This window comes from Citrobacter sp. Cf125, assembly GCF_030333935.1.
In the GTDB taxonomy this organism is placed as follows: domain Bacteria; phylum Pseudomonadota; class Gammaproteobacteria; order Enterobacterales; family Enterobacteriaceae; genus Citrobacter; species Citrobacter freundii.
Genome location: NZ_JAOWEY010000023.1, coordinates 506603 through 531652 on the forward strand (window position 1 = coordinate 506603; position 25050 = coordinate 531652).

The window sequence follows — 25050 nt, forward strand, 5'->3', positions numbered from 1 at the left end:
CGATGATCTACCTGACCCAACGCCTTGACCACGCTCACTGCGTCACCGCAAGCGTCACGCTACCCATTGATATGCGGGTAAAAAGTCGTGCCAGAGTGGCGCTGAACGACGGTCGCGAAGCCGGGCTGATGCTACCGCGCGGTTTGCTGTTACGCGGTGGCGACCTGCTGACCACCGACGATGGCAGCGAGGTGATCGAAGTGATCGCCGCGCCGGAGTCGGTTTCCGTGGTGCGCTGCGCCGATCCTTTCCTACTCGCCAAAGCCTGTTATCACCTCGGCAATCGCCACGTTCCGCTGCAAATCCTGCCGGATGAGCTGCGCTACCACCACGATCATGTGCTGGACGCCATGCTGCGCCAGTTCAACCTCGAGGTGACGTTCGCTCAACTACCGTTTGAACCGGAAGCAGGCGCTTATGCCAGTGAATCACACGGGCATCATCACGGCCATGCGCACTGATGCATAACACCCAACAGTTGCGTCTGATGCAGCTCGCCAGCAGCGCACTCCCGGTGGGGTCGTTTACCTGGTCCCAGGGTCTGGAATGGGCGGTGGAGATTGGCTGGGTGAAAAGCGTCGATGACTTCTCTGACTGGCAAATTCAACAGATGGAGCAGAACTTTTTTACCGTCGACCTACCGCTGCTGGCGAGACTGTATCGCGCCTGCGAGCAGGACGATCTCGACGCCGCGCGCCGCTGGAGCGCTTACCTGTTGGCCTGCCGGGAAACTCGCGAACTGCGGGATGAAGAACGCAGTCGGGGCGCGGCGTTTACGCGGCTGGTCACCGACTGGGAGGCGGATTGCTCGCGAGAGTGGCGCACTCTCTTCACCGACAGCCAATTCTGCGGCATGGCCTGGCTGGCCGTGCGCTGGAGAATTCCCCTGACCGAACTGGCGTTAAGCCTCGGCTACAGCTGGATTGAGAGCGCTGTGATGGCTGGCGTCAAGCTGGTTCCTTTTGGACAACAGGCGGCCCAGCGTTTGATTATTGCGCTCTGCGATCGCTATGCGCAGGGTCTGGCACAGGCGCTGGCGACGCCTGACGCCAGTCTCGGCTCCGCAACGCCGTTGGCCGCTATCGCGTCTGCCCGGCATGAAACCCAATATTCCCGATTATTCCGCTCCTGAGGAGAAAAAATGAGTAACTACAAGCATCCCCTGCGTGTGGGCGTTGGCGGCCCGGTCGGCTCCGGCAAAACGGCGCTGCTGGAAGCGTTATGCAAATCCATGCGCAGCAGCTATCAACTGGCGGTGGTGACCAACGATATCTACACCAAAGAAGATCAGCGCATTCTCACCGAGGCGGGCGCACTGGAGCCAGACCGGATCGTCGGTGTGGAAACCGGCGGCTGCCCGCATACCGCCATCCGCGAAGATGCGTCGATGAATCTGGCTGCCGTAGAGGCGCTGAGCGAAAAATTCGGCAATCTGGATCTGATTTTTGTCGAAAGCGGTGGCGATAACCTGAGCGCCACCTTCAGTCCGGAATTAGCGGATCTGACGATCTATGTGATCGACGTTGCCGAAGGCGAGAAGATCCCGCGTAAAGGCGGTCCGGGGATCACTAAATCCGATTTTCTGGTTATCAATAAAACCGATCTGGCTCCCTACGTCGGCGCCTCGCTGGAGGTGATGGAACGCGATACCCTGCGTATGCGCGGGGAGCGTCCATGGACGTTCAGCAATTTAAAATCCGGAGAGGGTCTGGAAAAAATTATCGCGTTTCTGGAAGAGAAAGGAATGCTGCGGATGTAGCGTCTTGCCCGGTAACATTGCGCCACCGGGCAAAAAATCACGCCGCCGGTAATTCCGCCAGCGGCCAGCGTGGGCGCACGGTTACGCCAAGATCCGCCGTTGCGCCCGCTTTAAAACGCACCATGCCCGCGTAGGCGATCATCGCCCCGTTGTCGGTACAAAATTCCGGACGCGCGTAAAATACTTCGCCACGACGTTTTTGCATCATTTCAGCCAATTTTGCGCGCAGCGTACGGTTCGCGCTCACGCCCCCCGCCATCACCAGACGTTTAAAACCGGTTTGATCCAACGCGCGTTTGCACTTGATCATCAGCGTATCAACTACCGCATCTTCAAAGGCACGGGCGATATCTGCGCGCGTCTGATCGTCATTTTCGTTATTACGAATGGTATTCGCGGCAAAGGTTTTCAGCCCGGAGAAGCTGAAATCCAGCCCCGGACGATCGGTCATCGGGCGCGGGAAGACAAAACGTTTTTCAACGCCTTGCGAGGCCAGCTTTGACAGCATTGGACCGCCAGGATAATCCAGTCCCAGCAGCTTGGCGGTTTTGTCGAACGCTTCGCCAGCAGCATCATCAATCGATTCGCCGAGTAATTCATACTGACCGATACCGGTGACGCTGATCAGCTGCGTGTGACCGCCAGAAACCAGCAGCGCGACGAACGGAAAAGCAGGCGGATTATCTTCCAGCATCGGCGCCAGCAGATGACCCTCCATGTGGTGCACAGGAATTGCTGGTACGCCCCAGGCGAACGCCAGCGAACGTCCTACGGTTGCGCCAACCAGCAGCGCGCCAACCAAACCAGGACCTGCGGTATACGCCACCGCATCAATCTCTTTTGTCGTCAGTCCCGCCTCTTTCAGCGCGGCCTGGATCAGCGGTACGGTTTTACGTACGTGATCGCGCGAGGCCAGTTCTGGCACTACGCCGCCGTAGTCAGCGTGTAATTTCACCTGACTATACAATTGGTTGGCTAAAAGACCTTTTTCATCGTCGTAAATGGCGATGCCGGTTTCATCGCAGGATGTTTCAATACCCAGTACACGCATGACTTGTTTTACCTCGCTCTATTACCGCGCAGTGTAGGACCAATGCGGGTTGATGTAAAACTTTGTTCGCCCCAGGAGTTCCGCTCGTGTATACTCCTTGTCCTTATAAAAGTCCCTTTCAAAATCGCGTCGGTGCTTTACAAAGCAGCAGCAATTGCAGTAAAATTCCGCACCATTTTGAAATAAGCTGGCGTTGATGCCAGCGGCAAACCGAATTTATTAAAGGTGAGAGTTACATGCCGGTAATTAAAGTACGTGAAAACGAGCCGTTCGACGTAGCACTGCGTCGCTTCAAGCGTTCATGCGAAAAAGCAGGTGTTCTGGCGGAAGTTCGTCGTCGTGAGTTCTATGAAAAACCGACTACCGAACGTAAGCGCGCTAAAGCTTCTGCTGTGAAACGTCACGCGAAGAAACTGGCTCGCGAAAACGCACGCCGTACTCGTCTGTACTAATCTATTGAGAGCCAAAGCTCTCAATTCAGACTGAGTTGTAGTTGTAAGGCCGTGCTTCCGGAAGGAATGCGCGGCTTATTTTCGTTTATACACGTCATCATTCAAGCTGCCTCAGTGTTGGCTGCAGTCGCTCACCCCAGTCACGTACTACTGTACGCTCCTGAGGATTCGCTTCCTTGCCGCCTTGATGCATCCTGAATGATTTTGTGTATATGAGTCATCAAAAAACAGGGGCTTATGGCTGGACGAATTCCTCGCGTTTTTATCAATGACCTGCTGGCAAGAACCGACATCGTCGATCTCATCGACGCGCGGGTAAAGCTGAAAAAGCAGGGCAAAAATTATCACGCGTGCTGTCCGTTCCATAACGAAAAAACCCCCTCTTTCACCGTAAACGGTGAAAAACAGTTTTATCACTGCTTTGGGTGTGGCGCGCATGGCAACGCCGTCGACTTTCTCATGAACTACGACAAGCTCGAGTTTGTGGAAACCGTCGAAGAACTGGCCGCAATGCACAACCTTGAAGTGCCCTATGAAGCAGGCAGTGGCCCCAGTCAGATAGAGCGCCATCAACGGCAAAGCCTTTATCAATTGATGGATGGCCTGAACACTTTTTATCAACAGTCTTTGATGCAACCCGCCGCTACCCCTGCGCGCCAATACCTGGAAAAGCGAGGATTAAGTAGCGACGTTATCACCCGTTTTGCTATTGGTTTTGCGCCCCCCGGCTGGGACAACGTCCTGAAACGGTTTGGCGGCAATGCTGAAAATCGCAAATCGCTGGTTGATGCGGGGATGTTGGTCACCAACGATCAGGGACGCAGTTACGATCGCTTCCGCGAACGGGTGATGTTCCCCATCCGCGACAAACGTGGTCGGGTCATTGGTTTTGGTGGACGCGTGCTGGGCGATGCCCTGCCGAAGTATCTGAACTCCCCGGAAACCGATATTTTCCATAAAGGTCGCCAGCTGTATGGTCTTTATGAAGCCCAGCAGGATAACGCCGATCCACAGCGTCTGTTAGTGGTAGAAGGCTATATGGATGTGGTGGCGCTGGCGCAATACGGCATTAACTACGCCGTGGCATCCCTTGGGACGTCAACCACCGCCGATCACATCCAACTGTTGTTCCGCGCAACGAACAACGTAATTTGCTGTTACGACGGCGACCGTGCCGGACGCGACGCAGCATGGCGCGCGCTGGAAACCGCACTGCCCTATATGACAGACGGACGCCAGCTACGCTTTATGTTTTTACCTGACGGCGAAGATCCCGATACGCTGGTGCGCAAAGAAGGGAAAGAGGCCTTTGAAGCCCGGATGGAGCAGGCGCTGCCGCTCTCTGCGTTTTTATTTAACAGCCTGTTGCCGCAGGTGGATTTGAGTACCCCAGACGGACGCGCACAGCTCAGCACGCTGGCATTACCGCTGATTACTCAAGTACCAGGCGAAACGTTGCGCATTTACCTGCGACAGGAGTTGGGAAACAAGCTCGGCATTCTGGATGACAGCCAGCTTGAACGTTTAATGCCAAAACTGGCAGAAAATGGGGCTTCCCGCCCTGTTCCACAGCTAAAACGTACGACCATGCGTATACTTATAGGGTTGCTGGTGCAGAACCCGGAGCTCGCCCCGCTGGTTCCACCGTTAGGCGCACTGGATAGCAATAAGCTGCCTGGACTTGGCTTATTCAGAGAACTGGTCAACACTTGTCTGGCTCAGCCAGGTCTGACCACCGGGCAACTTTTAGAACACTATCGTGGCACAAATGATGCTGCGACCCTTGAAAAACTGTCGATGTGGGACGATATAGCAGATAAAGATATCGCAGAAAAAACCTTCACCGACTCACTCAACCATATGTTTGATTCGATGCTTGAACTGCGCCAGGAAGAGTTGATAGCTCGTGAGCGCACACACGGTTTAAGCAGCGAAGAACGCCGGGAACTCTGGACGCTGAACCAGGAACTGGCCAAGAAATAAGAGAAAGACAAAACAAAGACAAAATCATTCGCGTTGTATCAAGGCAGCAAGTAAACGAACGCAGCTAACGCAGAGACAACGTGAAAGATGAAGTATTTAACGGCTTAACTGCCGAATATCGATCGGGAAGCCCCCGACAGCCGCACGGAGAGGCAGCGGCAAAATATAAGTATGCCCTCGTTTTGCCGTTGGCGGTTTTACCGCCCAACACCAATCAAACGAATTAAGTGTGGATACCGTCTTATGGAGCAAAACCCGCAGTCACAGCTGAAGCTTCTTGTCCAACGTGGTAAGGAGCAAGGCTATCTGACCTATGCCGAGGTCAATGACCATCTGCCGGAAGATATCGTCGATTCAGATCAAATCGAAGACATCATCCAAATGATCAATGACATGGGTATTCAGGTGATGGAAGAAGCACCTGATGCCGATGATCTGCTGCTTGCTGAAACCTCCAACAGCACCGATGAAGACGCGGAAGAAGCGGCTGCCCAGGTTCTGTCCAGCGTTGAGTCCGAAATCGGTCGTACAACTGACCCGGTCCGCATGTACATGCGTGAAATGGGTACCGTTGAACTGTTAACCCGCGAAGGCGAAATCGACATCGCTAAACGCATCGAAGACGGGATTAACCAGGTTCAATGCTCCGTTGCCGAATACCCGGAAGCTATCACCTACCTGCTTGAGCAGTACGATCGCGTAGAAGCTGAAGAAGCACGTCTTTCCGATCTGATCACTGGCTTTGTCGATCCAAACGCGGAAGAAGACATGGCGCCCACGGCGACCCACGTCGGTTCTGAACTCTCTCAGGAAGAGATGGATGACGATGAAGACGAAGATGAAGAAGATGGCGACGACGACAGCAGCGATGACGACAACAGCATCGACCCTGAGTTAGCGCGTGAAAAATTCGGTGAACTGCGTACTCAGTACGAAATCACTCGCGACACCATCAAAGCGAAAGGCCGCAGCCATGCTGCCGCGCAGGAAGAAATTCAGAAGCTGTCCGAAGTGTTCAAACAGTTCCGCCTGGTGCCGAAGCAGTTCGACTACCTGGTAAACAGCATGCGCGTCATGATGGACCGCGTGCGTACTCAGGAACGTCTGATCATGAAGCTCTGCGTTGAGCAGTGCAAAATGCCGAAGAAAAACTTCATCACCCTGTTCACTGGCAACGAAACCAGCGAAACCTGGTTCAACGCGGCAATCGCGATGAACAAACCGTGGTCTGAAAAACTGCACGATGTGGCAGATGACGTTCACCGCGGCCTGCAGAAACTGCAGCAGATTGAAGAAGAAACCGGCCTGACCATCGAGCAGGTTAAAGATATCAACCGTCGCATGTCCATCGGTGAAGCGAAAGCCCGCCGTGCGAAAAAAGAGATGGTTGAAGCGAACTTACGTCTGGTTATCTCTATCGCTAAAAAATACACCAACCGTGGCCTGCAGTTCCTGGATCTGATTCAGGAAGGTAACATCGGTCTGATGAAAGCGGTTGATAAGTTTGAATACCGTCGTGGTTACAAGTTCTCCACCTATGCAACCTGGTGGATCCGTCAGGCGATCACCCGTTCGATCGCGGATCAGGCGCGTACCATCCGTATCCCGGTACATATGATTGAGACCATTAACAAGCTCAACCGTATCTCCCGTCAGATGCTGCAAGAGATGGGCCGCGAGCCTACGCCGGAAGAACTGGCTGAACGCATGCTGATGCCGGAAGACAAGATCCGTAAAGTGCTGAAGATCGCTAAAGAGCCTATCTCCATGGAAACGCCGATCGGCGACGATGAAGATTCGCATCTGGGTGATTTCATCGAGGATACCACCCTCGAGCTGCCGCTGGACTCTGCGACCACCGAGAGCCTGCGTGCCGCAACGCACGATGTTCTGGCGGGCCTCACCGCCCGTGAAGCGAAAGTTCTGCGTATGCGTTTCGGTATCGATATGAACACCGACCACACGCTGGAAGAAGCCGGTAAACAGTTCGACGTTACCCGTGAACGTATCCGTCAGATCGAAGCGAAAGCGCTGCGTAAACTGCGCCACCCGAGCCGCTCTGAAGTACTGCGTAGCTTCCTCGACGATTAATCGTTTCTGTTATTAAGAAGCTCCCTCCGGGGAGCTTTTTTTTTTGGGATTTTCCGCAGTGTACAAAAATTGGTAGGGGGCATTGCCTATACATGCAATTGTAAATGATATTTATTTTCATTATCATTTTCTTTTCGTAAACAACTGTAAAGAAAAATGACATGAATTTAAAAACATTAAAAAATCAGTCCCTCTGCGCGCTTGCGATTTCACTGGCACTTTATACCGGTTCAGCCCTGGCAAAAGACTTTACTGAGGATCAGTTCGCCTCTCAGACGCTTGGTCATGGCGTTTACGAACTGGCTTATGACGCCGGACAACAGGCTATCTATGCAGCCTCTGCCCCCTCTTTCGACAAAGATAAAACCGCCGGTGAAGTGTTCCTGTTTTCAACTGAATCATTAAAAGTCGATGAGCGGATCGCCACCGAACGCCGTCCTTTTGCGGTCTCACTGGATGAACCTAACCACATTCTCTGGCTAGGTAATGCGCTGGATGGCTCACTGACCCTGCTGGATACCCGCACCCATAAAGAAGTGAAAATGCTTCAGCTTGCAGACGAAGAAAATAAAGCCCACGTTCGTGAAGTGGTGCTCGACAAGAAGCACCACCGTCTGTATGTCTCCGGTATTGGCAGTGAAAATAAAGGTGTGCTGTGGGTTGTCGACACGCATAACCAGAAACTATTACACGCCCTCAAAGGGATGGATCCGGTCGGTTTCGCCGTTGATGAAGCTGGCGATAAAGTTTACGCCGTCACTGGCAAAGGCGAACTGGTTACCCTGGATGGCAAAACGTCGCAGGTTCTGTCGCGTGTGAAGGTTGACCCCTCCGAGCCGAAGCATTACTTCCTGAACATCGCGTTGAACACGGCCAAAGGCGTCGGATTTATCGCCGATACCAACACCGCCGACGTGCTGGTAGTCCAACTGGACAGCGGTAAAATTGTTCACCGCGTTCCCACGCCAAACTCTATCGCTGCGGTCTATAACCCTGCCCGCAACGAAGTGTATGTTACCCATCGCAATGCCCGTCAGATTAGCGTTATCGATGCCAACACTTACAGCCTGAAGCACACCATCAAAACGGCAGCAATGCCAAACAGCATGGTGCTTTCTCCTGACAGCAAAACGCTCTTCGTTAGCGTGAAGCAGGATGAAAAAGCCAACAAGGCTGACTATGTACTCAAGCTCGATTTAACCCAGTTCTGAGGAATGCGTTGTGATTAACCAGACTCGTACCGCGCTGGCGATTTCGCTCGCCCTTGCCAGCCTCCCGGCGACCGTTTTCGCCGAAGAAACCACACCAGATAATGAAGATCAACTGGTGGTCACCGCCACCGGTTTCGCACAGGAACGCCGTGAGGCACCGGCGACCATCTCCGTCGTCGGCGAGAAAGAACTGAACACCCGCTCTAACCAGAACGTCACCGAAGCCCTTCGCGAGATGCCCGGCGTATTGGTGGGTAATGGCAACGGTAGCCTTGCCACAGGCGATGTGCAGATGCGCGGAATGGACTCGACCTATACCTCCTACATGGTCAACGGCATCAAACAAGGCACCCGCGAATCGCGTCCTTACGGACACCATATCGGGACAGAGGCTGCCTTTTTACCGCCGCTTGCTGCTATCGAGCGAATAGAGGTGATTCGCGGACCGATGTCCTCACTGTATGGCTCTGACTCCATCGGCGGCGTGGTCAACGTCATCACCAAAAAAGGCTACAACCTCGATAAATGGACGGGTGTGCTGGAAGATAACTACTTCCTGCAAGAGAAGAGCGAGTACGGTAACACCAACCAGACTAATGTCTTCCTGATGGGGCCAATTATCCCCAGCAAGCTCGGGGTGAGCGTAGCGGCGGATTATCTTGATCGCCGTGATGACGACAGCATCTCCGATGAGCGCTTTGTGAAGCACCAGGCTGGCAATCTGGATGCCACCATCAACATGTCGCCGACCGACACCCAACTTTGGGATTTGAACGTCGTCAAAGGGCATCAGGTAAAATCACACAATGATAAAGCCTGGCAATGGGACTTTGACCGCGATGCCGCTTCACTTGCGCAGCATGCCTGGTACGGCGACGATCTGCTGGAAGTGAAGAACTTCATCAGCTACGAAAACGCTAAAACCGAGTATCGTGTGCCGGGCATGAGTTCGCAGTTCATTAAGCAGAAAAACTATGAAGCCAACAGCGCGAACACCTTTACGCTGGGCGACCATAAGTTGACGCTGGGGATCAACTTCACCCGTAATGAGCTGGACGACACTTTCGGCATCGAAAACAAAGAAGTGCCGGGCATAACGCCAGTCAGCAAGATCACCCGTGACGGCTGGGCCATCTTCGCGGAAGATGCCTGGATGATGGTTCCGGACTTCACCCTCACCACCTCGGCGCGTCTCGATCACGACAGCTACTTTGGCTACCACGTCACGCCAAAACTCTACGGTAACTGGACGATTGACGAAAACTGGGCGCTGAAGGGCGGCGTATCGGCGGGCTATAAAAAACCGGACCTGCGTGAGAACAATGAAGGTTTCACCAGCGTCTACGGTTCGTATCCGTATTCCTTCATTGGGATCGGTAACGATGACCTGAAACCTGAGCAGAGCGTCAACACCGAGCTGGGCGTCTACTGGCAACAGGACACACTGGCACTGGATGCAACCGTGTTCTTCACCAAATTCAAGGACAAGATCAGCGACTACACCATCTGTACCGCAACGGCCACGCAGAAGTGCATTTACAACGGGTATGAAGCGGAAGAAGTCTCGCAGTATTTCAACGTCAGCGACGCGGAAATCTATGGCCTGGAGCTGAACGGCGACTGGCAGGTCACTACTGCGCTGAAAGCGAACGCGAACTACACCTATACCCACAGCGAGCAAAAGAGTGGTCAGTACAAGGGAGAGGCACTGAACGAGTTCCCGACGAGCATGGCCAACCTGTCTCTGACATGGAATGCACTTAACGATCTTGAACTGTGGAGCAAAGCCAGCTGGCGCAGCAATACGCCTGACATCGGCAAATCAACGTCAACCGACGCCTATGCGCTGGTCGATTTAGGGGCACGCTACCATCTCAACAAGAGAATCACATTGATGGCGGGGGTTTATAACCTGTTCGACGTGAACCCAATCTACAAAACGTCCTATAACCAGTCTTCCATCCTGGAAGGACGCCGCTACAACATGGGCGCACGCTTCGAGTTCTGACAGTGACGCCGGAGCCTAAGGCTCCGGCAGTTACAGGCCGCGCGCCTTCAACGCCACATTCACTTCCCGATACGCCTCTACCAGTTTATCCAGCGTGATCCGGCTTAACCCGCTGGGATTCGGCAATACCCATATTTGCGTCGCGCCAATGGTCAGCGTCTGTTTTCCCCACTGCGCCCCACGCTGGCTAAGCCCCTGCTCAAATGCCTGCTTCCCGAGGATAGCGAGCGCGGCTGGCTGATACTCTTCTATTTTCTCAATAAGCAGACGACCGCCGTTGCGCATCTCCAGGAGCTTGACTTCATTGGCTTGTACCGTTGGTCTGTCGACAAACTTAGTCACGCCGCAGCGGAAATCCAGCAGATGCTGTGCCTCTTCAGGTTTAAGCTGGCGATCGGTGAACCCCGCCTGATGGATAACCTTCCAGAAGCGATTAGCGGGATGTGCAAAGGGGAATCCTGTACCTGCGGAAGATAACCCCGGATTGATGCCGCAAAATACCACCCGCAGCCCCGGTGCCAGTATGTCCTTAACCATAATTACTCCGAACAATACATCAGAGGAACAAGTATAACGGACTGAAAATACATTGTTTATAAAAACAGCATCCGTACGCTTATGTCTGGATTGCAACGCGGAGTTACTTTATAATCCACCGCCACGGCCCCTTAGCTCAGTGGTTAGAGCAGGCGACTCATAATCGCTTGGTCGCTGGTTCAAGTCCAGCAGGGGCCACCAAATTTTAGCTTTAAAATCATATAATTAAGCCACTCGAAAGAGTGGCTTTTTTGTTATCTCCCTTTTAAGTGGCGATAAAATGGCGATTCACTAGAAGCTGTAGGCGCTTTGCTAAAAGCAAAAAAAGGCAGAGTCCGTTTCCAGACTCTGCCCCTTCATTGTTATCTCGCAGAACTTTGGTTAATCACTGTGACATTATTATGCACATTAACAACCGTCACATTAATCAAAGGGTTCACTAAAAGGTTGCCCTTATCGCCTTGCCCTTGAAACGCTCCAGATACAGACAATAGCAACGTGATTAGCGTTGCCGGCAATCCGATCTTTTTCCTGCTCGAAGTTTTTACTTTTTTTGGCATATTAACCTCCTGGTTAAAGGAGGCTGTATCTCAAAAGATAGCGTTAGGGGCCGCAAAAATACTTAAGAGCGACCAAAGGATCAACTTGCAGTCTCACAGCCTCGATAAGAAGCCACAATCCTAAAAATTAGAACCCCACCAAACCGTGCCACCGGCGAGCGGCCTATTGAAATCTATGGTGCTGCCTAAATTATAGGCAACAACCTTACTGCTAACCGTTTCTTGTACGTCAAACAGATAGTTATGGAATGCCAGTAACAAATGTGCCCGTCAAACCACTCTACCATTCGGCGTCAAAAGCCTAAACAGGCTTTAGTCTAGTCGGAACTTACCCGACAAGGAATTTCGCTACCTAGGACCGTCTACGGTTTAACAAACGAGATCAATAACATCTAATGTTGTGAAACATACTAGGCAAGTTACCTTTAGCGCGTGCATTATAGGATCTTTCCCCTCGGTTCGTCCAAAGTCTTTTAAAGCATAATTTTGATTTTGCGGTGCTCATTCTCAAAGCCTATCAATGTGATGGGTTGACGTATCCTTAAGTGTGTTCGAAAATACATCTGATCAACTTGCAGTCTCACAGCTTTTTATCAATGGGAGCCAAACCATTTGTGAAACGGTTGTGATAAGGAAACTGGCAGCCAAGCTAGTTCCCCTGAAAAAAACCCCATCACATGATGGGGTTTTTTTCAGGCTCGATAAATTTGAATTCGACAATAGAGTGCTTACAGCCATAACAGATGCTGGCCTGTTGTTGACGGGTGTGCCGGTGCGGGATTTACGTTGCCGGGAGTTACAATCAACCTCTCTACCGACTCCATTGTCACAAACGTACAACTACAATTTATGTTGGTGCATTGGTGATAACGTTCTTTAGTATTCTCACTAAGATAGCGACTTGTGCGTGCATGCGCAGCATGCTGGCATTTCGGACAATGGAACATAAAACGCCCTCAATTCACAAATGGTGAATCAATCATACTAATTTATTCACTATTTGAGAATAAATTTATTCTTCCTCATCCTCAGCATCGTACTCAACATCAGAAATTTTAACCTCAAGCTCTAAGCCCGTCGTGAAGCCACTCCCGTTAAGGTTGTGCACCACACGGCTGATTATCCATGCCTGCTCGTCTATCACGCGCTTAAAGCCTTTCACGGCCACCGGCGTTTCAGGAAATAAATCAGCCCGGCCAGTGGCAAGCGTAATGGAAAATTCCGCCACGCCTCGCTGTATCTTGTCCCACTTTGCCTGAGCCGCGCGCATGGCCTGCGCCTTTGTGGCATAGATGGTCGTGAGCTCAAGAACGTTGTCAGACTCTCCGGCCATATACTCACCTTCCCGCGCTTCCTGCGCCTTTTTCTCTCTGGCCTTTGTCGATGTTTTAGCGGCTTTCGGGTGCTGCAGCGCACGCAGATGCTGCTCTTTGGGTTTACGTTTGAGCTTCACCTTTTGCTTTTGTGGTTTCGGGTCTTTGGTATGCAGCCATTTCGCCGTCACGCCGGTGTAAGCCTCCCGGTCTGCAATGGCGAACTGATGGCGGTCGCCATCCCCACGCTCGACGGTCATTTGGGGGATAGGCTTACCACTGGCCGTCATCGCACTACCGGCTTTAAGGAATAATAATTTCCCGGCTTTCACCGACACGGATGCACCGTTACGCTCAGCAAGTCGGGACAAAAACGCCGCGTCGGATTCCTGCGTCTGGTCGATATGGGGAATAGCGATGGCTTTCAGGGCGTCAGCAACACTGGCCGTCAGCTTATTACGCTGCGCGATGGTCTCCACAATCACCCCAAGCGTGGTGTCGTGCCATGACTGCTCGCGTCTGGAGTTCAGCGTCCCGCGAAAATCGGCGCTGCGCCCCCGGATAGTTAGCGTATCAGGCGCGCCCCGGTGCTCGATTTCATCGACCGTGAAACTCCCCTTGTTGACCAGTGCGGAGCCCTGCCAGCCCAGCCACAGCGTCAGTGATGCCCCGCGCGGCGGCAGCTCAACCAGCCCGTCAGTATCATCGAGCGCGATATCGAGCTGGTCAGCCTCGAATCCGCGATTGTCGGTCATAGTCAGGCCGATAAGCCGGTCACTGAAATTCTGCGTGATATCCTCCCCGTCCAGCGTGAGCATATACGCAGGGGCAACACGCGCCCCTGCCTGAATATTCATTCCCGTTATCATCCTGCCAGCCCTCCCGCCCATTCACTGGCAGACGTGACCAGATTATCCGCCTGCGTTTTCAGGTCGCCATACATGGCCGCGAGCGACTCGTCGACGCGTTTCAGGGACAGAGTGAACTCGATTTTTCTCGCTGCACCGTCGCTGAAAAGCTCGGTGTGGTTATGAGTCACTTTATCGATAACGTACATCCCGTGGATCATGCCGGTTCCGTCAATCAGCGGCCACGCACGCCCCTCATCGGCCATCAGCTCAATGGCCTGCAACGACAGACGCCCACCGGTGATTTCAGGGTACAGCGTCCCCGACAGGGTGCGCGAGGTTTCCCCCTCTCCGAGAAACTGATAAGCCGGTCGCCTGCCGATACGGTCATTGGACACCCAGCGGTAGTCCTTCGAATACTGCATCGACTGATGCGGCAGGGTGCGCCGTTCAAACACAAAAAAGCCCAGCACCATTAACATTTGTCCCCCTCTCTCAGTCGAGTCTCATGTTGGATCGCTGACGCGCGCGCTTTTCACGGTCAAGTTTGTCGACGGCATCGCGGAGCTGGCGGTCAAGGTCTCTCCCCGGCGCAACGCCACCCTGCAGGGTGATGTTATATTCGCTTTTGCTCTGGTCGATATAAGAGCGACCAGCAGGCGCCGTGACCGGCTGATACGCCTGATACCGGCCATAACTCGCTGTCGCAGGGATATACCCGCCACCCGGTGAAGCCTTATCCGCTTTGGCTGCAGTCTGGTCGAGGTCGGTCGATTCTTTTTTGATAACGCCGAGTTTCTCCAGCAGCCAGTCAACCTTGCCGCTCAGGCTGTTAAACAGGTTGAGCGGCGTCATCAGCGCATCAGCCAGCGCCTGACCAAACGCCACGCCGACATTTTTGCAACTGTCGAGCGTGTCCTGCGTGGCTTTCACCGGTGCAAGCAGGTCTTTAAACCACTGGCAGACAACGCCCAGCTTTTCCGCAATGGCATCAAACACCGGCGCGAGCGGGGTGAACATCGTCCCCACCGGGGCAAAGGCGGCTTTCAGCCCCTCCACCACCCCCGAGAAAAATGCGCCAATCGGCTCCCAGTATTTACGGATAAGCAGCGCCCCGGCCACCACCGCCCCGGCAACCGCCAGCACCGGCAGACTTATTGCGCCAATAGCCGTGACAATCGCGCCGCCGACCGTACTGAAAACCACCCCGAGCACGCCAGCCGCCGCAATGATGGCATTAATCCCCATCACCACTGGCCATGCGATAAGGCCAATCCCGCCCATCACACCAATAAGCGCCAGCGCACCCCCGACCACCACGCCGAGGGTGGTCGCCAGCACCTTATTTTTCTGGATCCAGCCGTCGAGTCTGAGCACATACTGCGTGGCCGTCTGCGTCAGCTTACGCAGTGAGCCCTCCTGCTGGTCAAACAGGTCAGTCCCGACCGCCTCATAGGCTGACTGAAATTCTTTGAAGTCGCCGCCGAGGTTATCCTGCATAACCTTAACCAGCTCCTCAGTCTTGCCGTCCGAGGCTTTAAACGCGGCGGTGAGCTTATCGAGCTTGCCGGTTGAGGCCGCCGTCATCAGCACGGCGGCCGCCGAGCTGGCCTCCTCCCCGAAAATGGTTTTCATGTATTCGGCGCGCTGACCCGTCCCGAGATTATTTTTCTCAAAACTGCGCTGCATTTCTTTCAGGATGGAAAATATCGGGCGCGTGTTGCCCTTGCTGTCGGAGGTTTTCACCCCGAGCTCTTTGATGGCGTCATAGGTTTTGCCGGTAGGTGCCTGCAGTCGACTCATAACGGCACGGCTTCCCGTTCCCGCCATCGAGCCGGTGATTTTGGAGTCATGCAGCGCCCCCACCATCGCGGCGGTTTCCTCGATACTCACCCCGGCATTTTTCGCCACCGGCGCGGCATAGGTCAGCGCATCGCTCATCCCGTCAAAGTCGGCGGCGGTTTTGTTCATCGTCATCGAGAGAACATCGCCAATATGCGCGACCTTGTCATTTGAGAGCTGAAACGCTGATTTCATCCCGGTCAGCAGCGCGGCGTTCTCTTCCATCGTGCGCTTGTTGGACAGCGCCATATTCAGCGTGACCGGCGTCGCCGCCTGAATGGCCGCCGCATCCCCGCCACTTTTGGCGATAATAATCTGCGCACCCGCCGCATCATCGGCAGAGGCCGCCGTATTGTCCCCGAGCTGGCGCGCCTGTTTGCGCAGCGCCTGCATTTCGGGTGACTGTTTGTCGACACCGAGCACCGCCTGCAGCTCTGAGTTCTTCTGCGCAAACTCATAGCCCGGCGTCAGCAGTTTAACCCCGACCATCGCTCCCGCCGTCGCCACACCGACACCGGCAGCGCCCGCCGCCGCCGCGTTACCGGCCAGTGATTTACCTGCCTGATACCGCTCTTTCACCCGGCTTAACTTCGCCTGCTGTGCGCTGACTTTCGCCAGTGCCTCACGCTGACGGTTAAGCTGCGCGGTGGTTTCACTGATGCGGGATTTAAGCCCCCGCTCATCATTTGCCAGATTACGGGTATTAATTCCCGCCGCACCGAGTTCGCGCTGCTGGCGCTTTACCGACTCCGTGAGGCTGTTGTATTTCGTCTGCAGCCCTTCGGCGGCACGCTTCGCGGATTCAAGCACCTGCGCCTGTGCACGCGTCGGGCGCTCCGTATTTTTAAACTGCGTGGCGAGTGCTTCGGCTTCCTGTTTCGCTTTATCAAGCGCGTGACCGGTCACGGCAAGCTGTGCGCTGGCTTTTCGGAATCCGTCGATACGGGATGCCTGCGCATTCAGCTCGCGCAGGCTTTTCTGTGAGGTACGGATGTCACCGGACAGGGATTTGCTGGCGTTCTGAATGGCTTTGAGCGGTCGGCTTGCCCGGTCGACGGCATTCAGCAGCACCTCGATTCTGACGTTATTGCTCATGATGGTTTCCGCTTCGTTGCAGCGCCTTGTCGCGCCATGTCAGGAGCTCGGTCACGCTCAGGGAATGTAACTCTGATGGCGGCCAGTGGAAAATCACCGCGATATCCGCCATCAGGTCATCGACCGACAGGTTTTTCGGAAAGGTCAGCGACCCGAAGCAGGCGACAAAAAACCGACCACCTTCCCGGCCAGCGAAATCAGATCAGACGCATCGAGACGCGTGACTTCGTGCTCAGTCAGGGCGGGATACGTCATGCGCGGCAGCACTTTAATCAGCGCATCAACGTCGGAATTCGCCAGCGAGGCCAGCGACACCCCGCGCAGGGTTCCGGCATTCGGTTTGGTCAGCGTGACCTGTTCAATTTTCTGCTCACCGCGCATCAGCGGGGTATCAAAAATCACCACATTCGGATTGACGGTTTCAGTGTCAGCAACGGCAGTTTCATTGATATTTTTCATGGGTATTCTCATCAGGAAAAGTGACCGGCCAGCCTCACTGACCGGGTAAGGGATTACAGGCCAATCGCCCTGCGGTGCTCCGCCAGACGGTCGACGCCGTCGACTTTCAGCACCATGTTAACGACGTCAATCTCGATGACTTCGCGGCCATCAATCGTGAGCTGGTAATAGGCGCACTCAGTCGACATTTTGGTCGTGCCGCTTTCGCCCTGCTTGTTCTCACCGCCGTCATACTCTTTGTGACGGCCACGCATCACCACCTCGATGGCAGAAATCGCGCCGGTGTCATCACGCTGGAAAGAGCCGGTAAAGCGCAGCGGCACGCTGTCAGCCCCCGGCGAGGCATACTGCGCCCACAGCTCAACGTCAGGCAGACCGCCGAGCGTCCACTCCAGCGACAGCGCGTCGTCATCGAGGCCGAGGTCAATCGACACCGCGCCCGGCATCCCGCCACCGCGATATTTCTCCAGCTTGCGGGTCAGTTTTGGCAGGGTGACGGACTCAACGACGCCCATGTAGCTGAGGCCATCGTTGAACATATTCAGATATTTAAGTTTGCGGGGTAACGCCATGCTCTGAGCTCCTTAGCTGTTGACCGCATCCGACAGATTCGCCAGATAGGTATCGGTGATGCGCTGGCGCAGGGTCAGGTTCTCCAGCGGCGGGACGGGGGTGTAGTCGTAATCGATATACAGCTTCCCGACTTTCAGGGTCGCCGTCTCGTTTGACTCCGGGTCATACCAGCAGGAGCCGTCAACGATATACCCGTTATTTTTCAGCTCGCGGAATTTGGCATTGATGCCCGAAACGATGTCACGAATGAGGGTCGGGGTGATGGGCTTATCCATCGCCCACGCGTGCGCCTCCGCCATCGTGTCGGCCAGTACCTGCGCGGTGCGGGTGTAGTTCTCATACAGGAAAAGCGGGTCATCTGAGCAGGTGCGGTTTCCCCAAAACTTGAAACCGTCATTGCGGATAAGTGTCGTAACACCGGCTTTGTTAAGCAGGTTGGCGTCGGTCGCGGGCTCCTGCAAATCCCACGACACCGAGGCGCTGACGCCGGTGACACCATTCACGCCAACGTTTGACAGGGTTTTATGCCAGCCGACGGTCTGGTCAATTCTGGCACGCAGACCGAGCGCGCGCGCCGTTGCCCAGGCTGTCGCAGTCTCATTCGCCGTGGTGTCCCATGCCAGAAAGTCAGGGAAGATAACCATCAGCTCACGCTGGCTGAAATTCTCGCGGTAGTTGATGGCATCAGAAATAGTTTTGCAGCCCCACGCACTGACATAGCCAAAGGCGCGCAGGCTCTGGCAGGTGGACGCGAGCGCCGTCGCCACTTCCTGCGGATCAAGACCCGGCACACCGAGAATGCGTGGCTTCACGCCGGTGACGGTCTGCGCCGTCAGCAGCGCTTTCAGGCCGGTGTATTTACCGTTTTCGTCGGTCGTGCCGATGATGTTGGAAATAGTTTGTTTCTTCCCGGCCTCCGGGTCATCCGGGTCTTCAACTCCTTCGGCCACGCGCACGGCCACAATGACCGGTTTGCACTGGTCAGCGATGGCCTGCAGGGACGTCGACAGCGTCCCCTTTTTGCCCGCCTTGCCGATAGCGCTTTGCACGTTAGTAATGAGCACCGGCTCATTGAGGGGAAATGTCTTTTCGTCAGCATCGCTGGCCGTGCAGACCATGCCGATGATGGCCGTTGAGACGGTGGAAATGGTGCGCACGCCATCGTTAATCTCGATGACCTCTACGCCATGATGAAAATCACTCATCCGTTTAACTCCGTGGTTAAGGGTGAGTGTATTTTCTGTTGTGTGGTGATGGCGGGCTATTTGTCAGGGTTGGATAAGGTCTGACACAACCGGGGAGCAGGAAAGCGCGGGCAACCGCCCGCCTGAGTGATGCCGGTTATGCGGGCAGTTCCGGCCATGTGATATCGGGGGCATCTTCGGGTTTGACCCTGTTGAGCATGACCCGATATTTTTTCCATTCATTAAGCGCGGCCGCTTCATCTTCCGTTGCCATATCCAGATCAACGGCATCCTGCAGCGGGGCAATAGCCGATGTTGCAATCATCAGCAGGTTTGCTTTTTCCTGCGCCGCCTGCCCCTGACGAAATGTTTTTTCCGCTTCGGCATCGTGGATCCACTTAGCGCCATCCCATTTAACATACTCCCCGTCAGGTGCAACCGACACAACGTTATCAGGCAGAGCGCCCAGCTTTTCAATTACAGCGGGCTTGCCGGTGCTGATGTCATAAACGGTTGTCCCTCGGTGGTCTTCCACCCGCGACCATTTATTAGCCTGAGCATCGAAAACAGCCACAAAACCCGCCGTCACTTTTGGGGGCGCAATATCGGTGCTGTAGGCAGGCAGGCCTGTATTAGCCGGAATAAAGCCATCCCCTTTACCGATAAACTCATTCGTGGCAGATGACAGGTTGTAAATCGTAATAACCCGGTTGGTGCTGGTCATTTTAAAAGCCATTATGCAAGCCTCACTAAATAATTAAATGCGGTGTTTTTTACGGTGTTTTCAGCCTGACCCGAGGGCGAAACGGTCACGCCGTGACTGTGCGCACCAATGTAGACAGAGTGGACATGCGCCCCGATCCCCACAACGTGATCATGCGCGCCAATGCCGACGGCGTGAGCGTGGTCGCCGACGCCACCAACAGCCCCCCAGTTTGTCCTGTCAGAGCCGGTATTGGACATGGCAACAACATCCCCCGCCTGACCGAACTGCGTTCGCCCGGAAATCGGGTGGTTGTGTGCGCCCGCGCCGGTTGTGGATTTTGTGCCATAGTCAAAGACCGATACCGGTTTGGTTCCGTAGTCAAATCCGGTGGTGTCCCGGTTTCCGAGGTCGGTACTTGCGACCGTTGCGCCGTGGTCGTGCCACTTAATGCCGTCCAGCTCCTGAGACAGGACCGCACGGCCATCAGGCCTGCCCTTTATCGTCTGGCCGCGCATATCTGGAATAACGCCAGAGGGATACGCCACAGCCAGCAACGGATAGACTGATTTATCAAAAGGTTGCCCCTGCATTAAGGCGTGAGCGGACGGAACGGTATCGGATGGCCACGGAATCGGCGCGCCGACAGGGTATGATACTGGTGGCGGATTTGCCGTATTGAAATCCCGTCGCCAGCCCGGTAAATAATCATCCCCATGATTGACATAAGTGAACTGCGCATTTGTCACCCCCGCCGTTGCGGTTGTAGGTGTCGTGACACGAAGGATCATCGCGCCACGCACGCCCATAACCTCAACAACCGCACCGGCTAGCTGGATATTCCCACACCCTGTATCGGTAATAGTTCTGTTATCACCGTAAGACCATGACCCTTTGCACATCCAGTACGGATGATTAAGCGCACCTTGCTGCTCCAGCCAGGCGATAAACTCCGCAGTCGTCCAGTCACCGCCCCCGCCAATGCTTACCGTGCCACTGAAAGCCCGCGCTCCGCCGATGTTGCGCACGAATACATCTTTTTCGGGGATATCCCTGCCGTTCTGCTCTTTAGCCAGTCGCTTATCTGCGTTGTCGTTAGCGTTCTTGACCGCTTTCGGTGTCGCGGCGAGCGCCTCAGACGTGCTGTCGGTGGCGCTGCTGAGTTTCACCAGACCTTTCTGCGCCGTGCTCGCGTCCTGAGCCGTATATTTACCATTAGCAAGGTCATACGCCGTCTTAACCGCTTTCGGCGTCGCGGCGAGCGCCTCAGACACGCTGTCGGTGGCGCTACTGAGCTGCACCAGACCTTTCTGCGCCGTGCTCGCGTCCTGAGCCGTATATTTACCATTAGCAAGGTCATACGCCGCCTTAACTGCCTTTGGCGTCGCTGCGAGGCTCTCAGACGAGCTGTCGGTCGCACTACTGAGCTGCACAAAACCTTTTTCTTTCAGCGTGGCGTCAGGATGGCGGCGTGACTGCTCATGCTCTGCCAGTTTGTCGTCGACATAATCCTGCGTCGCCATCACCGTTGTCGCGTCAATGGACAGCTCCACTGAAGCGATACTGCTGACAATAATCACCATGCGACAAGTCTGCGCACGCCCCGAGCCCTCCGCCAGCTCCGGCTTGTAGCTCTCCGCCATATTGGCAACGGCTATCAGCGTGCCTGCGTCATCATACAGACCCAGCTCACGCATCCAGAAGCCGCCCACCTCGGGAGGAATGACCAGCTCAGCCACGATATAGTTTTTATTTTTGTTGTCCTGGCTGATTTTATTCAGCGCATGACGCCAGACTTCATTGATGAGCTTAACCTGCCCGACGTTCGGCTCCGGTAGTACGCCGCCGCCATCCCCGACGGCTATCGCGGTAAGGTTCACCTTTTTACCACCCGGCACCGTGGCCGCCGCCAGTTTTGCAGCTCCGGCGGTGGTAATAATTGTTTTAAATTTCGTGCTCATTATTCCTCACTCATCCGGGATAAACCGTAATAATGTCGCCGTCATACACCACACCACCGACATACATATGACCGGGAATGTCCTGGATAATATTCAGGCCAATCAGATGACGGCTGGCGGGCTTCGCATCCGCAATCAGGCGCTCCATTTCAAAATACATTTCCTCAGAAATGCCGCTTTCCAGCACACCGATATCAAGCCGGAATGTGCCGGGCGGGTCGCTGGTCTCCCACCACTCCGTAACGTTGATGACATAACCGAGTGGCTCCACCACCCGACGAACAGCACCGATAGTGCCTTTGTGACAGTGAATAAAGTACGCATCACGGATGACCGCGCGCTTCGTTTCCTCCGGCCAGTTCTCATCCCAGCGGTCAACAGAAAACGCCCACGCCAGCCACGGCAGCAAATTTGCCGGGCAGGTGTCAGGGCTCCACAGACGACGCAGCGGGACGGGGGTGTTTTCGATATCCGCGCAGGCACGCGCCGCCGCCACCTCAAGCGGTGACGAGCCCACCGGCAGCAGACGGGTATCACTCATCCGAGCCCCCGATCACAATGCTGTAATCAGTGCAAAATGACGCCTGCGCACTGCTGAGCACGAGGTCAGCCACCGGTGCGGCCAGCTCCACACGCTGGACACCTTCAACATGCAGCGCGGCATAAATGGCAGACAGGCGAATGTCACGCCCGAGGCGGTGCTGTGCACTGATATAGCCCTCCAGCTTTTTCACGGCAGCGGCGCGAATGGGTTCACTCTCGGGACCGGGATAGAGATAAAGCGAGGCGGTTATCTGGTAGTTAACAATGTCGGCTGACTGCACCGTCACACGGTCTGCGACCGGCCTGACATCTTCGGCGTTAAGTGCGTTACGTACCACGGCGAGCAACTCATCAGAGGCGACGCCGTTGTTTTCACGCGACAGCACAGAAATCGTCACACAGGCGGGTGACGGGCTGGTTACTGAGATATCTGCGACCCGCCCGTCAGCGCTGCGACCATGGAACTGATAAGCGCCGACAGACCCGGCCACGCTCATTCCTTCAAACGCCTGCTGAATACGCAGACGGTAATCGGTGTCCGACTCCATAACGGCAGGTGTGGGCGGCAGCGTGGTCTCATCGGCAGGTGTGATAACAAGACGCCCGACGCTGAAATTTGCGCCGATATTATCGAGGTCATTACCGGCGGCATACGCCAGCATGACCGCGCGAGCCGATTCATTCACGCGCTGACGCCAGATAACCTCCCGGTAAGCGTTCTCCTGCAGTAACTTAACAATCGGCTCCGATTCAAGCATCAGCGTGCGCGCGACCGCCTCCTGCTGTTCCTCGGGATACAGTGAGACAAGCGTCGCCTTTCGCTCTGCCAGAATGGTTTCATAATCCAGCTCATCCACCACATCAGGCGCAGCGAGCAGGCTCAGGTCAACAATAGCCATAGTGTTTAACTCAGTGGAATGGTGATAGAAAAGGGCTGGCCTGACGTCGACCGCGTGCCGGTGATATCGACATACATCGCGCCGTCATTCTCCCCGCGTTCAAAGGTGATGGTCGTCAGGCTGACGCGTGGCTCCCACTTCTGGATCGCGGAATAGCACGCGGCCATAACCTGCAGGCGTAGCGCCGGGGTCTGCGGCTGGTCAATAAGCACCGACAGCAGCGAGCCGTATTCACGGCGCATAACGCGCGAGCCCACCGGCGTGACCAGAATGTCGCACACGCTCTGCCTGATATGCTCAACCTCAGAAATACTGAGCCCGGTCTGGCTGTTCATACCCAGATAACTCACTGTCATTTTGTCCCCTGCGTCCAGTTGTCACCGGCTTTAACGCCGCCGTGGCCGTGGTCATCCACCTGTACGCCGTTTGATTTAAACGTGCCGCCGCCGTGCTCGATGTTGCCGCTCATCTTCCCGCCCTTTTGCACCTCAAGCGTGGCTGTGGTCAGTTTGTTGGTGCAGACCACCTCGGGGGTATCGAGCGTGATGCGGGCGGACGCTTTGACCATTACCAGCGGCACCGTTGCGGTAATGGCGTCCGACGCGGTGACGTCAGCGGTTTTGATACCACTCACTGTGAGTGCTCCGCTTTCAGGCTCGTACTCGATAACCGCCCCGTCAGGAAAGGAAACGTGAAAGGCATCAGGCGAGGCCGACGGCGCGGGATGGTCATCAGAGAAAATACCGGGCAGCACAAAGGCGGTATCGAGCTCGCCACCAATGGCAAGAATAAGCACCTGCTCGCCAACCGAGGGAGCCCACCAGACCCGCGAGCGACCGGCGCGGCAGGTCAGCCAGTTTAGCCAGGTAGTTTGCATGCCGCCGGTCTGGACACGGCAAAGCCCCTCATCGGGATTGACTGCAGTCACAATGCCGGTGCGGATAAGGTTTCGGATCGCGCGGGCGATATCCTGAATGGAAGTTAAATTAGTCATCACTTAAAAATGCACTTTCGAACAATTTCTTTCTATCTCCAGACGTTCTCCCATGCACTACACAATCTTGAACATACTCATTGCGTTAAATTACTTGAAGAGCACGCACGTTATTTTTAACATACCAAGGAATAACCCCATCCAACCAAGATGACTGAGGAAATATTATGCGTAAGATAAGAAAAAAAAAACCACACATCATTGAAGAATTAACGTTACTCCGCGAAACAAGAAAACCATTCGAGGGCTTCACCCTCGCCTTCCTGAAAAACATCTCTGAACACTGCAACTTAATGCATTCATTATTATCTAACGAGCCAGATAAAAAAGATCTTTTCAAAATAGCTTACAGACAGTATTTCGTATTTTTAGTAAGTTGCTGGGAGACTTATTTCCGAGATGTGTTTGTATATGTTCACTCAAGAGATAACAAGCTAACAAATAGCCTTTTAGAAAAGATGGCTGTTAATGCTTCGTCCTACGATAGTAGTGACATTACTCTTCCTGAGCTCTTAAGTAAGAGCTTCAACTTCCAAAATCTAAATGATTTGGAGGAAGCATACAATGGATTATGGGGTGATAATTTCCTGCAAAAAGTTTGCAGCTTAGACTTTGCACCTTGTGGGTTCAACGGAAAGATAGCAACTAAAATGATAACAAACAATTTAATTCCAGATTGGCGCATCATTTTAGAAGATGCCTTTAAAATTAGACACAGAGTAGTTCACGACGCAAATTTTAGGCCCCAAATAGATATCAATTTAGTGCGGAAAGCAGAGGCAATTTTCCTTCTCATACCTCAACTATCATCAATTATGATCACAACAAAACTAGACCTAAGTTACACTTTAATCTCAAAAAATGAATCAAAATTTCCATACATATTCAGCATACATGATATTTTAGCAAAAGATTGGGTTATTGCAGAGGACAAAACCACACCGTAAAAAATATCCTTGCGCTCACCGATTTAAGGTGAGCGCC

26 protein-coding genes and 1 tRNA gene are annotated in these 25050 nt (G+C 54.2%); 10 read left to right on the plus strand and 17 right to left on the minus strand.

From position 1 onward, the window contains the following. Nucleotides 1–2 precede the first annotated feature (2 nt). Genes ureE through ureG form a run of 3 tightly spaced genes read left to right on the plus strand, consistent with a single transcriptional unit; the run spans nucleotide 3 to nucleotide 1759 of the window. Nucleotides 3–461 (plus strand): urease accessory protein UreE, encoded by a 459-nt coding sequence (gene ureE, locus OGV89_RS12835; protein WP_016151001.1) that lies wholly within the window; start codon nucleotides 3–5, stop codon nucleotides 459–461. Beyond that, nucleotides 461–1132: an urease accessory protein UreF gene (locus tag OGV89_RS12840; protein ID WP_016151002.1), complete on the plus strand. Its 672-nt coding sequence runs from the start codon at nucleotides 461–463 to the stop codon at nucleotides 1130–1132. Before ureE ends, OGV89_RS12840 begins: the two co-directional genes overlap by 1 nt. Before the next feature lie 9 nt (nucleotides 1133–1141). After that, nucleotides 1142–1759, plus strand: coding sequence for an urease accessory protein UreG (gene ureG / locus OGV89_RS12845; RefSeq protein WP_003024692.1), 618 nt, complete (start codon nucleotides 1142–1144; stop codon nucleotides 1757–1759). 37 nt (nucleotides 1760–1796) lie between these two features. On the opposite strand, the gene tsaD is transcribed toward ureG, so the two are convergent. Next, nucleotides 1797–2810 carry a tRNA (adenosine(37)-N6)-threonylcarbamoyltransferase complex transferase subunit TsaD gene (gene tsaD / locus OGV89_RS12850; RefSeq protein WP_286558711.1) on the minus strand — a complete coding sequence of 338 codons (1014 nt, stop codon included), beginning with the start codon at nucleotides 2808–2810 and terminating at the stop codon, nucleotides 1797–1799. A gap of 236 nt (nucleotides 2811–3046) precedes the next feature. Here tsaD and rpsU point away from each other — a divergent pair, with 236 nt between their 5' ends. The 5 genes from rpsU (at nucleotide 3047) to OGV89_RS12875 (ending at nucleotide 10555) form a co-directional block, all read left to right on the plus strand. Further along, complete coding sequence (gene rpsU / locus OGV89_RS12855; protein WP_001144069.1) at nucleotides 3047–3262, plus strand: 30S ribosomal protein S21; 216 nt, start codon at nucleotides 3047–3049, stop codon at nucleotides 3260–3262. A gap of 237 nt (nucleotides 3263–3499) precedes the next feature. Next, nucleotides 3500–5245, plus strand: coding sequence for a DNA primase (gene dnaG / locus OGV89_RS12860; RefSeq protein ID WP_003024697.1), 1746 nt, complete (start codon nucleotides 3500–3502; stop codon nucleotides 5243–5245). 243 nt (nucleotides 5246–5488) lie between these two features. Continuing rightward, nucleotides 5489–7336: an RNA polymerase sigma factor RpoD gene (gene rpoD / locus OGV89_RS12865; protein ID WP_286558712.1), complete on the plus strand. Its 1848-nt coding sequence runs from the start codon at nucleotides 5489–5491 to the stop codon at nucleotides 7334–7336. Nucleotides 7337–7497: 161 nt separating this feature from the next. Further along, nucleotides 7498–8547, plus strand: coding sequence for a 7-bladed beta-propeller protein YncE (gene yncE, locus OGV89_RS12870; protein WP_003838092.1), 1050 nt, complete (start codon nucleotides 7498–7500; stop codon nucleotides 8545–8547). A gap of 10 nt (nucleotides 8548–8557) precedes the next feature. Further along, complete coding sequence (locus OGV89_RS12875; protein WP_200002696.1) at nucleotides 8558–10555, plus strand: TonB-dependent receptor domain-containing protein; 1998 nt, start codon at nucleotides 8558–8560, stop codon at nucleotides 10553–10555. A 30-nt stretch (nucleotides 10556–10585) separates the two neighbouring features. Here OGV89_RS12875 and mug read toward each other — a convergent pair whose 3' ends face one another. Further along, nucleotides 10586–11092 (minus strand): G/U mismatch-specific DNA glycosylase, encoded by a 507-nt coding sequence (gene mug / locus OGV89_RS12880; protein ID WP_003838087.1) that lies wholly within the window; start codon nucleotides 11090–11092, stop codon nucleotides 10586–10588. A gap of 125 nt (nucleotides 11093–11217) precedes the next feature. On the opposite strand from mug, the gene OGV89_RS12885 reads away from it, so the two are divergent. Next, nucleotides 11218–11293 (plus strand) — tRNA-Ile (locus OGV89_RS12885). Between the two features lie 161 nt (nucleotides 11294–11454). Here the strand turns inward: OGV89_RS12885 and OGV89_RS12890 are convergent. The 15 genes from OGV89_RS12890 to OGV89_RS12960 all read right to left on the minus strand — a co-directional run bounded on the left by OGV89_RS12890 (nucleotide 11455) and on the right by OGV89_RS12960 (nucleotide 24066). Beyond that, entirely contained in the window at nucleotides 11455–11652 is a 198-nt protein-coding gene (locus OGV89_RS12890) for a hypothetical protein (protein ID WP_103928616.1), read from the minus strand. 728 nt (nucleotides 11653–12380) lie between these two features. Next, a complete protein-coding gene (locus tag OGV89_RS12895; protein WP_103928683.1) occupies nucleotides 12381–12599 on the minus strand; it encodes a DNA-binding transcriptional regulator in 219 nt (72 codons plus the stop codon). Between the two features lie 65 nt (nucleotides 12600–12664). Further along, complete coding sequence (locus OGV89_RS12900; protein ID WP_286558716.1) at nucleotides 12665–13834, minus strand: phage late control D family protein; 1170 nt, start codon at nucleotides 13832–13834, stop codon at nucleotides 12665–12667. Then, nucleotides 13831–14295, minus strand: coding sequence for a phage tail protein (locus OGV89_RS12905; RefSeq protein WP_071684322.1), 465 nt, complete (start codon nucleotides 14293–14295; stop codon nucleotides 13831–13833). The genes OGV89_RS12900 and OGV89_RS12905 overlap by 4 nt, the downstream gene beginning before the upstream one ends. A gap of 13 nt (nucleotides 14296–14308) precedes the next feature. Next, nucleotides 14309–16750 carry a phage tail tape measure protein gene (locus tag OGV89_RS12910; RefSeq protein WP_286558718.1) on the minus strand — a complete coding sequence of 814 codons (2442 nt, stop codon included), beginning with the start codon at nucleotides 16748–16750 and terminating at the stop codon, nucleotides 14309–14311. Beyond that, on the minus strand, nucleotides 16740–16898 hold the full coding sequence (locus OGV89_RS12915; RefSeq protein WP_306308100.1) for a GpE family phage tail protein: 159 nt from the start codon (nucleotides 16896–16898) through the stop codon (nucleotides 16740–16742). Before OGV89_RS12915 ends, OGV89_RS12910 begins: the two co-directional genes overlap by 11 nt. Then, nucleotides 16895–17209 (minus strand): phage tail assembly protein, encoded by a 315-nt coding sequence (locus OGV89_RS12920; RefSeq protein WP_032942881.1) that lies wholly within the window; start codon nucleotides 17207–17209, stop codon nucleotides 16895–16897. Before OGV89_RS12920 ends, OGV89_RS12915 begins: the two co-directional genes overlap by 4 nt. 53 nt (nucleotides 17210–17262) lie before the next feature. Then, nucleotides 17263–17781, minus strand: coding sequence for a phage major tail tube protein (locus OGV89_RS12925; RefSeq protein ID WP_165406965.1), 519 nt, complete (start codon nucleotides 17779–17781; stop codon nucleotides 17263–17265). Between the two features lie 12 nt (nucleotides 17782–17793). Further along, nucleotides 17794–18987, minus strand: a complete 1194-nt coding sequence (locus OGV89_RS12930) for a phage tail sheath protein (RefSeq protein WP_286558722.1) — start codon at nucleotides 18985–18987, stop codon at nucleotides 17794–17796. Nucleotides 18988–19123: 136 nt separating this feature from the next. Then, entirely contained in the window at nucleotides 19124–19702 is a 579-nt protein-coding gene (locus OGV89_RS12935; RefSeq protein ID WP_099530299.1) for a tail fiber assembly protein, read from the minus strand. Continuing rightward, on the minus strand, nucleotides 19702–21630 hold the full coding sequence (locus OGV89_RS12940; RefSeq protein WP_286558724.1) for a phage tail protein: 1929 nt from the start codon (nucleotides 21628–21630) through the stop codon (nucleotides 19702–19704). The genes OGV89_RS12935 and OGV89_RS12940 overlap by 1 nt, the downstream gene beginning before the upstream one ends. Before the next feature lie 10 nt (nucleotides 21631–21640). Then, nucleotides 21641–22171, minus strand: a complete 531-nt coding sequence (locus tag OGV89_RS12945; RefSeq protein ID WP_047090164.1) for a phage tail protein I — start codon at nucleotides 22169–22171, stop codon at nucleotides 21641–21643. Further along, on the minus strand, nucleotides 22164–23072 hold the full coding sequence (locus OGV89_RS12950; RefSeq protein ID WP_286558726.1) for a baseplate assembly protein: 909 nt from the start codon (nucleotides 23070–23072) through the stop codon (nucleotides 22164–22166). The genes OGV89_RS12945 and OGV89_RS12950 overlap by 8 nt, the downstream gene beginning before the upstream one ends. 5 nt (nucleotides 23073–23077) lie before the next feature. After that, nucleotides 23078–23428: a GPW/gp25 family protein gene (locus tag OGV89_RS12955; protein WP_286558728.1), complete on the minus strand. Its 351-nt coding sequence runs from the start codon at nucleotides 23426–23428 to the stop codon at nucleotides 23078–23080. After that, nucleotides 23425–24066 (minus strand): phage baseplate assembly protein V, encoded by a 642-nt coding sequence (locus OGV89_RS12960; protein ID WP_286558730.1) that lies wholly within the window; start codon nucleotides 24064–24066, stop codon nucleotides 23425–23427. The genes OGV89_RS12955 and OGV89_RS12960 overlap by 4 nt, the downstream gene beginning before the upstream one ends. 167 nt (nucleotides 24067–24233) lie before the next feature. On the opposite strand from OGV89_RS12960, the gene OGV89_RS12965 reads away from it, so the two are divergent. Beyond that, nucleotides 24234–25013, plus strand: coding sequence for a HEPN domain-containing protein (locus tag OGV89_RS12965; protein ID WP_286558732.1), 780 nt, complete (start codon nucleotides 24234–24236; stop codon nucleotides 25011–25013). Nucleotides 25014–25050 lie beyond the last annotated feature (37 nt).

Excerpts from the sequence above, each read along its gene's own strand:
- ureE (WP_016151001.1), top strand. The coding sequence starts at position 3 with ATGATCTACCTGACCCAACGCCTTGACCACGCTCACTGCGTCACCGCA.
- OGV89_RS12840 (WP_016151002.1), top strand. The coding sequence starts at position 461 with ATGCATAACACCCAACAGTTGCGTCTGATGCAGCTCGCCAGCAGCGCA.
- ureG (WP_003024692.1), top strand. The coding sequence starts at position 1,142 with ATGAGTAACTACAAGCATCCCCTGCGTGTGGGCGTTGGCGGCCCGGTC.
- tsaD (WP_286558711.1), bottom strand. The coding sequence starts at position 2,810 with ATGCGTGTACTGGGTATTGAAACATCCTGCGATGAAACCGGCATCGCC.
- rpsU (WP_001144069.1), top strand. The coding sequence starts at position 3,047 with ATGCCGGTAATTAAAGTACGTGAAAACGAGCCGTTCGACGTAGCACTG.
- dnaG (WP_003024697.1), top strand. The coding sequence starts at position 3,500 with ATGGCTGGACGAATTCCTCGCGTTTTTATCAATGACCTGCTGGCAAGA.
- rpoD (WP_286558712.1), top strand. The coding sequence starts at position 5,489 with ATGGAGCAAAACCCGCAGTCACAGCTGAAGCTTCTTGTCCAACGTGGT.
- yncE (WP_003838092.1), top strand. The coding sequence starts at position 7,498 with ATGAATTTAAAAACATTAAAAAATCAGTCCCTCTGCGCGCTTGCGATT.
- mug (WP_003838087.1), bottom strand. The coding sequence starts at position 11,092 with ATGGTTAAGGACATACTGGCACCGGGGCTGCGGGTGGTATTTTGCGGC.
- OGV89_RS12890 (WP_103928616.1), bottom strand. The coding sequence starts at position 11,652 with ATGCCAAAAAAAGTAAAAACTTCGAGCAGGAAAAAGATCGGATTGCCG.
- OGV89_RS12895 (WP_103928683.1), bottom strand. The coding sequence starts at position 12,599 with ATGTTCCATTGTCCGAAATGCCAGCATGCTGCGCATGCACGCACAAGT.
- OGV89_RS12900 (WP_286558716.1), bottom strand. The coding sequence starts at position 13,834 with ATGATAACGGGAATGAATATTCAGGCAGGGGCGCGTGTTGCCCCTGCG.
- OGV89_RS12905 (WP_071684322.1), bottom strand. The coding sequence starts at position 14,295 with ATGTTAATGGTGCTGGGCTTTTTTGTGTTTGAACGGCGCACCCTGCCG.
- OGV89_RS12910 (WP_286558718.1), bottom strand. The coding sequence starts at position 16,750 with ATGAGCAATAACGTCAGAATCGAGGTGCTGCTGAATGCCGTCGACCGG.
- OGV89_RS12920 (WP_032942881.1), bottom strand. The coding sequence starts at position 17,209 with ATGAAAAATATCAATGAAACTGCCGTTGCTGACACTGAAACCGTCAAT.
- OGV89_RS12925 (WP_165406965.1), bottom strand. The coding sequence starts at position 17,781 with ATGGCGTTACCCCGCAAACTTAAATATCTGAATATGTTCAACGATGGC.
- OGV89_RS12930 (WP_286558722.1), bottom strand. The coding sequence starts at position 18,987 with ATGAGTGATTTTCATCATGGCGTAGAGGTCATCGAGATTAACGATGGC.
- OGV89_RS12935 (WP_099530299.1), bottom strand. The coding sequence starts at position 19,702 with ATGGCTTTTAAAATGACCAGCACCAACCGGGTTATTACGATTTACAAC.
- OGV89_RS12940 (WP_286558724.1), bottom strand. The coding sequence starts at position 21,630 with ATGAGCACGAAATTTAAAACAATTATTACCACCGCCGGAGCTGCAAAA.
- OGV89_RS12945 (WP_047090164.1), bottom strand. The coding sequence starts at position 22,171 with ATGAGTGATACCCGTCTGCTGCCGGTGGGCTCGTCACCGCTTGAGGTG.
- OGV89_RS12950 (WP_286558726.1), bottom strand. The coding sequence starts at position 23,072 with ATGGCTATTGTTGACCTGAGCCTGCTCGCTGCGCCTGATGTGGTGGAT.
- OGV89_RS12955 (WP_286558728.1), bottom strand. The coding sequence starts at position 23,428 with ATGACAGTGAGTTATCTGGGTATGAACAGCCAGACCGGGCTCAGTATT.
- OGV89_RS12960 (WP_286558730.1), bottom strand. The coding sequence starts at position 24,066 with ATGACTAATTTAACTTCCATTCAGGATATCGCCCGCGCGATCCGAAAC.
- OGV89_RS12965 (WP_286558732.1), top strand. The coding sequence starts at position 24,234 with ATGCGTAAGATAAGAAAAAAAAAACCACACATCATTGAAGAATTAACG.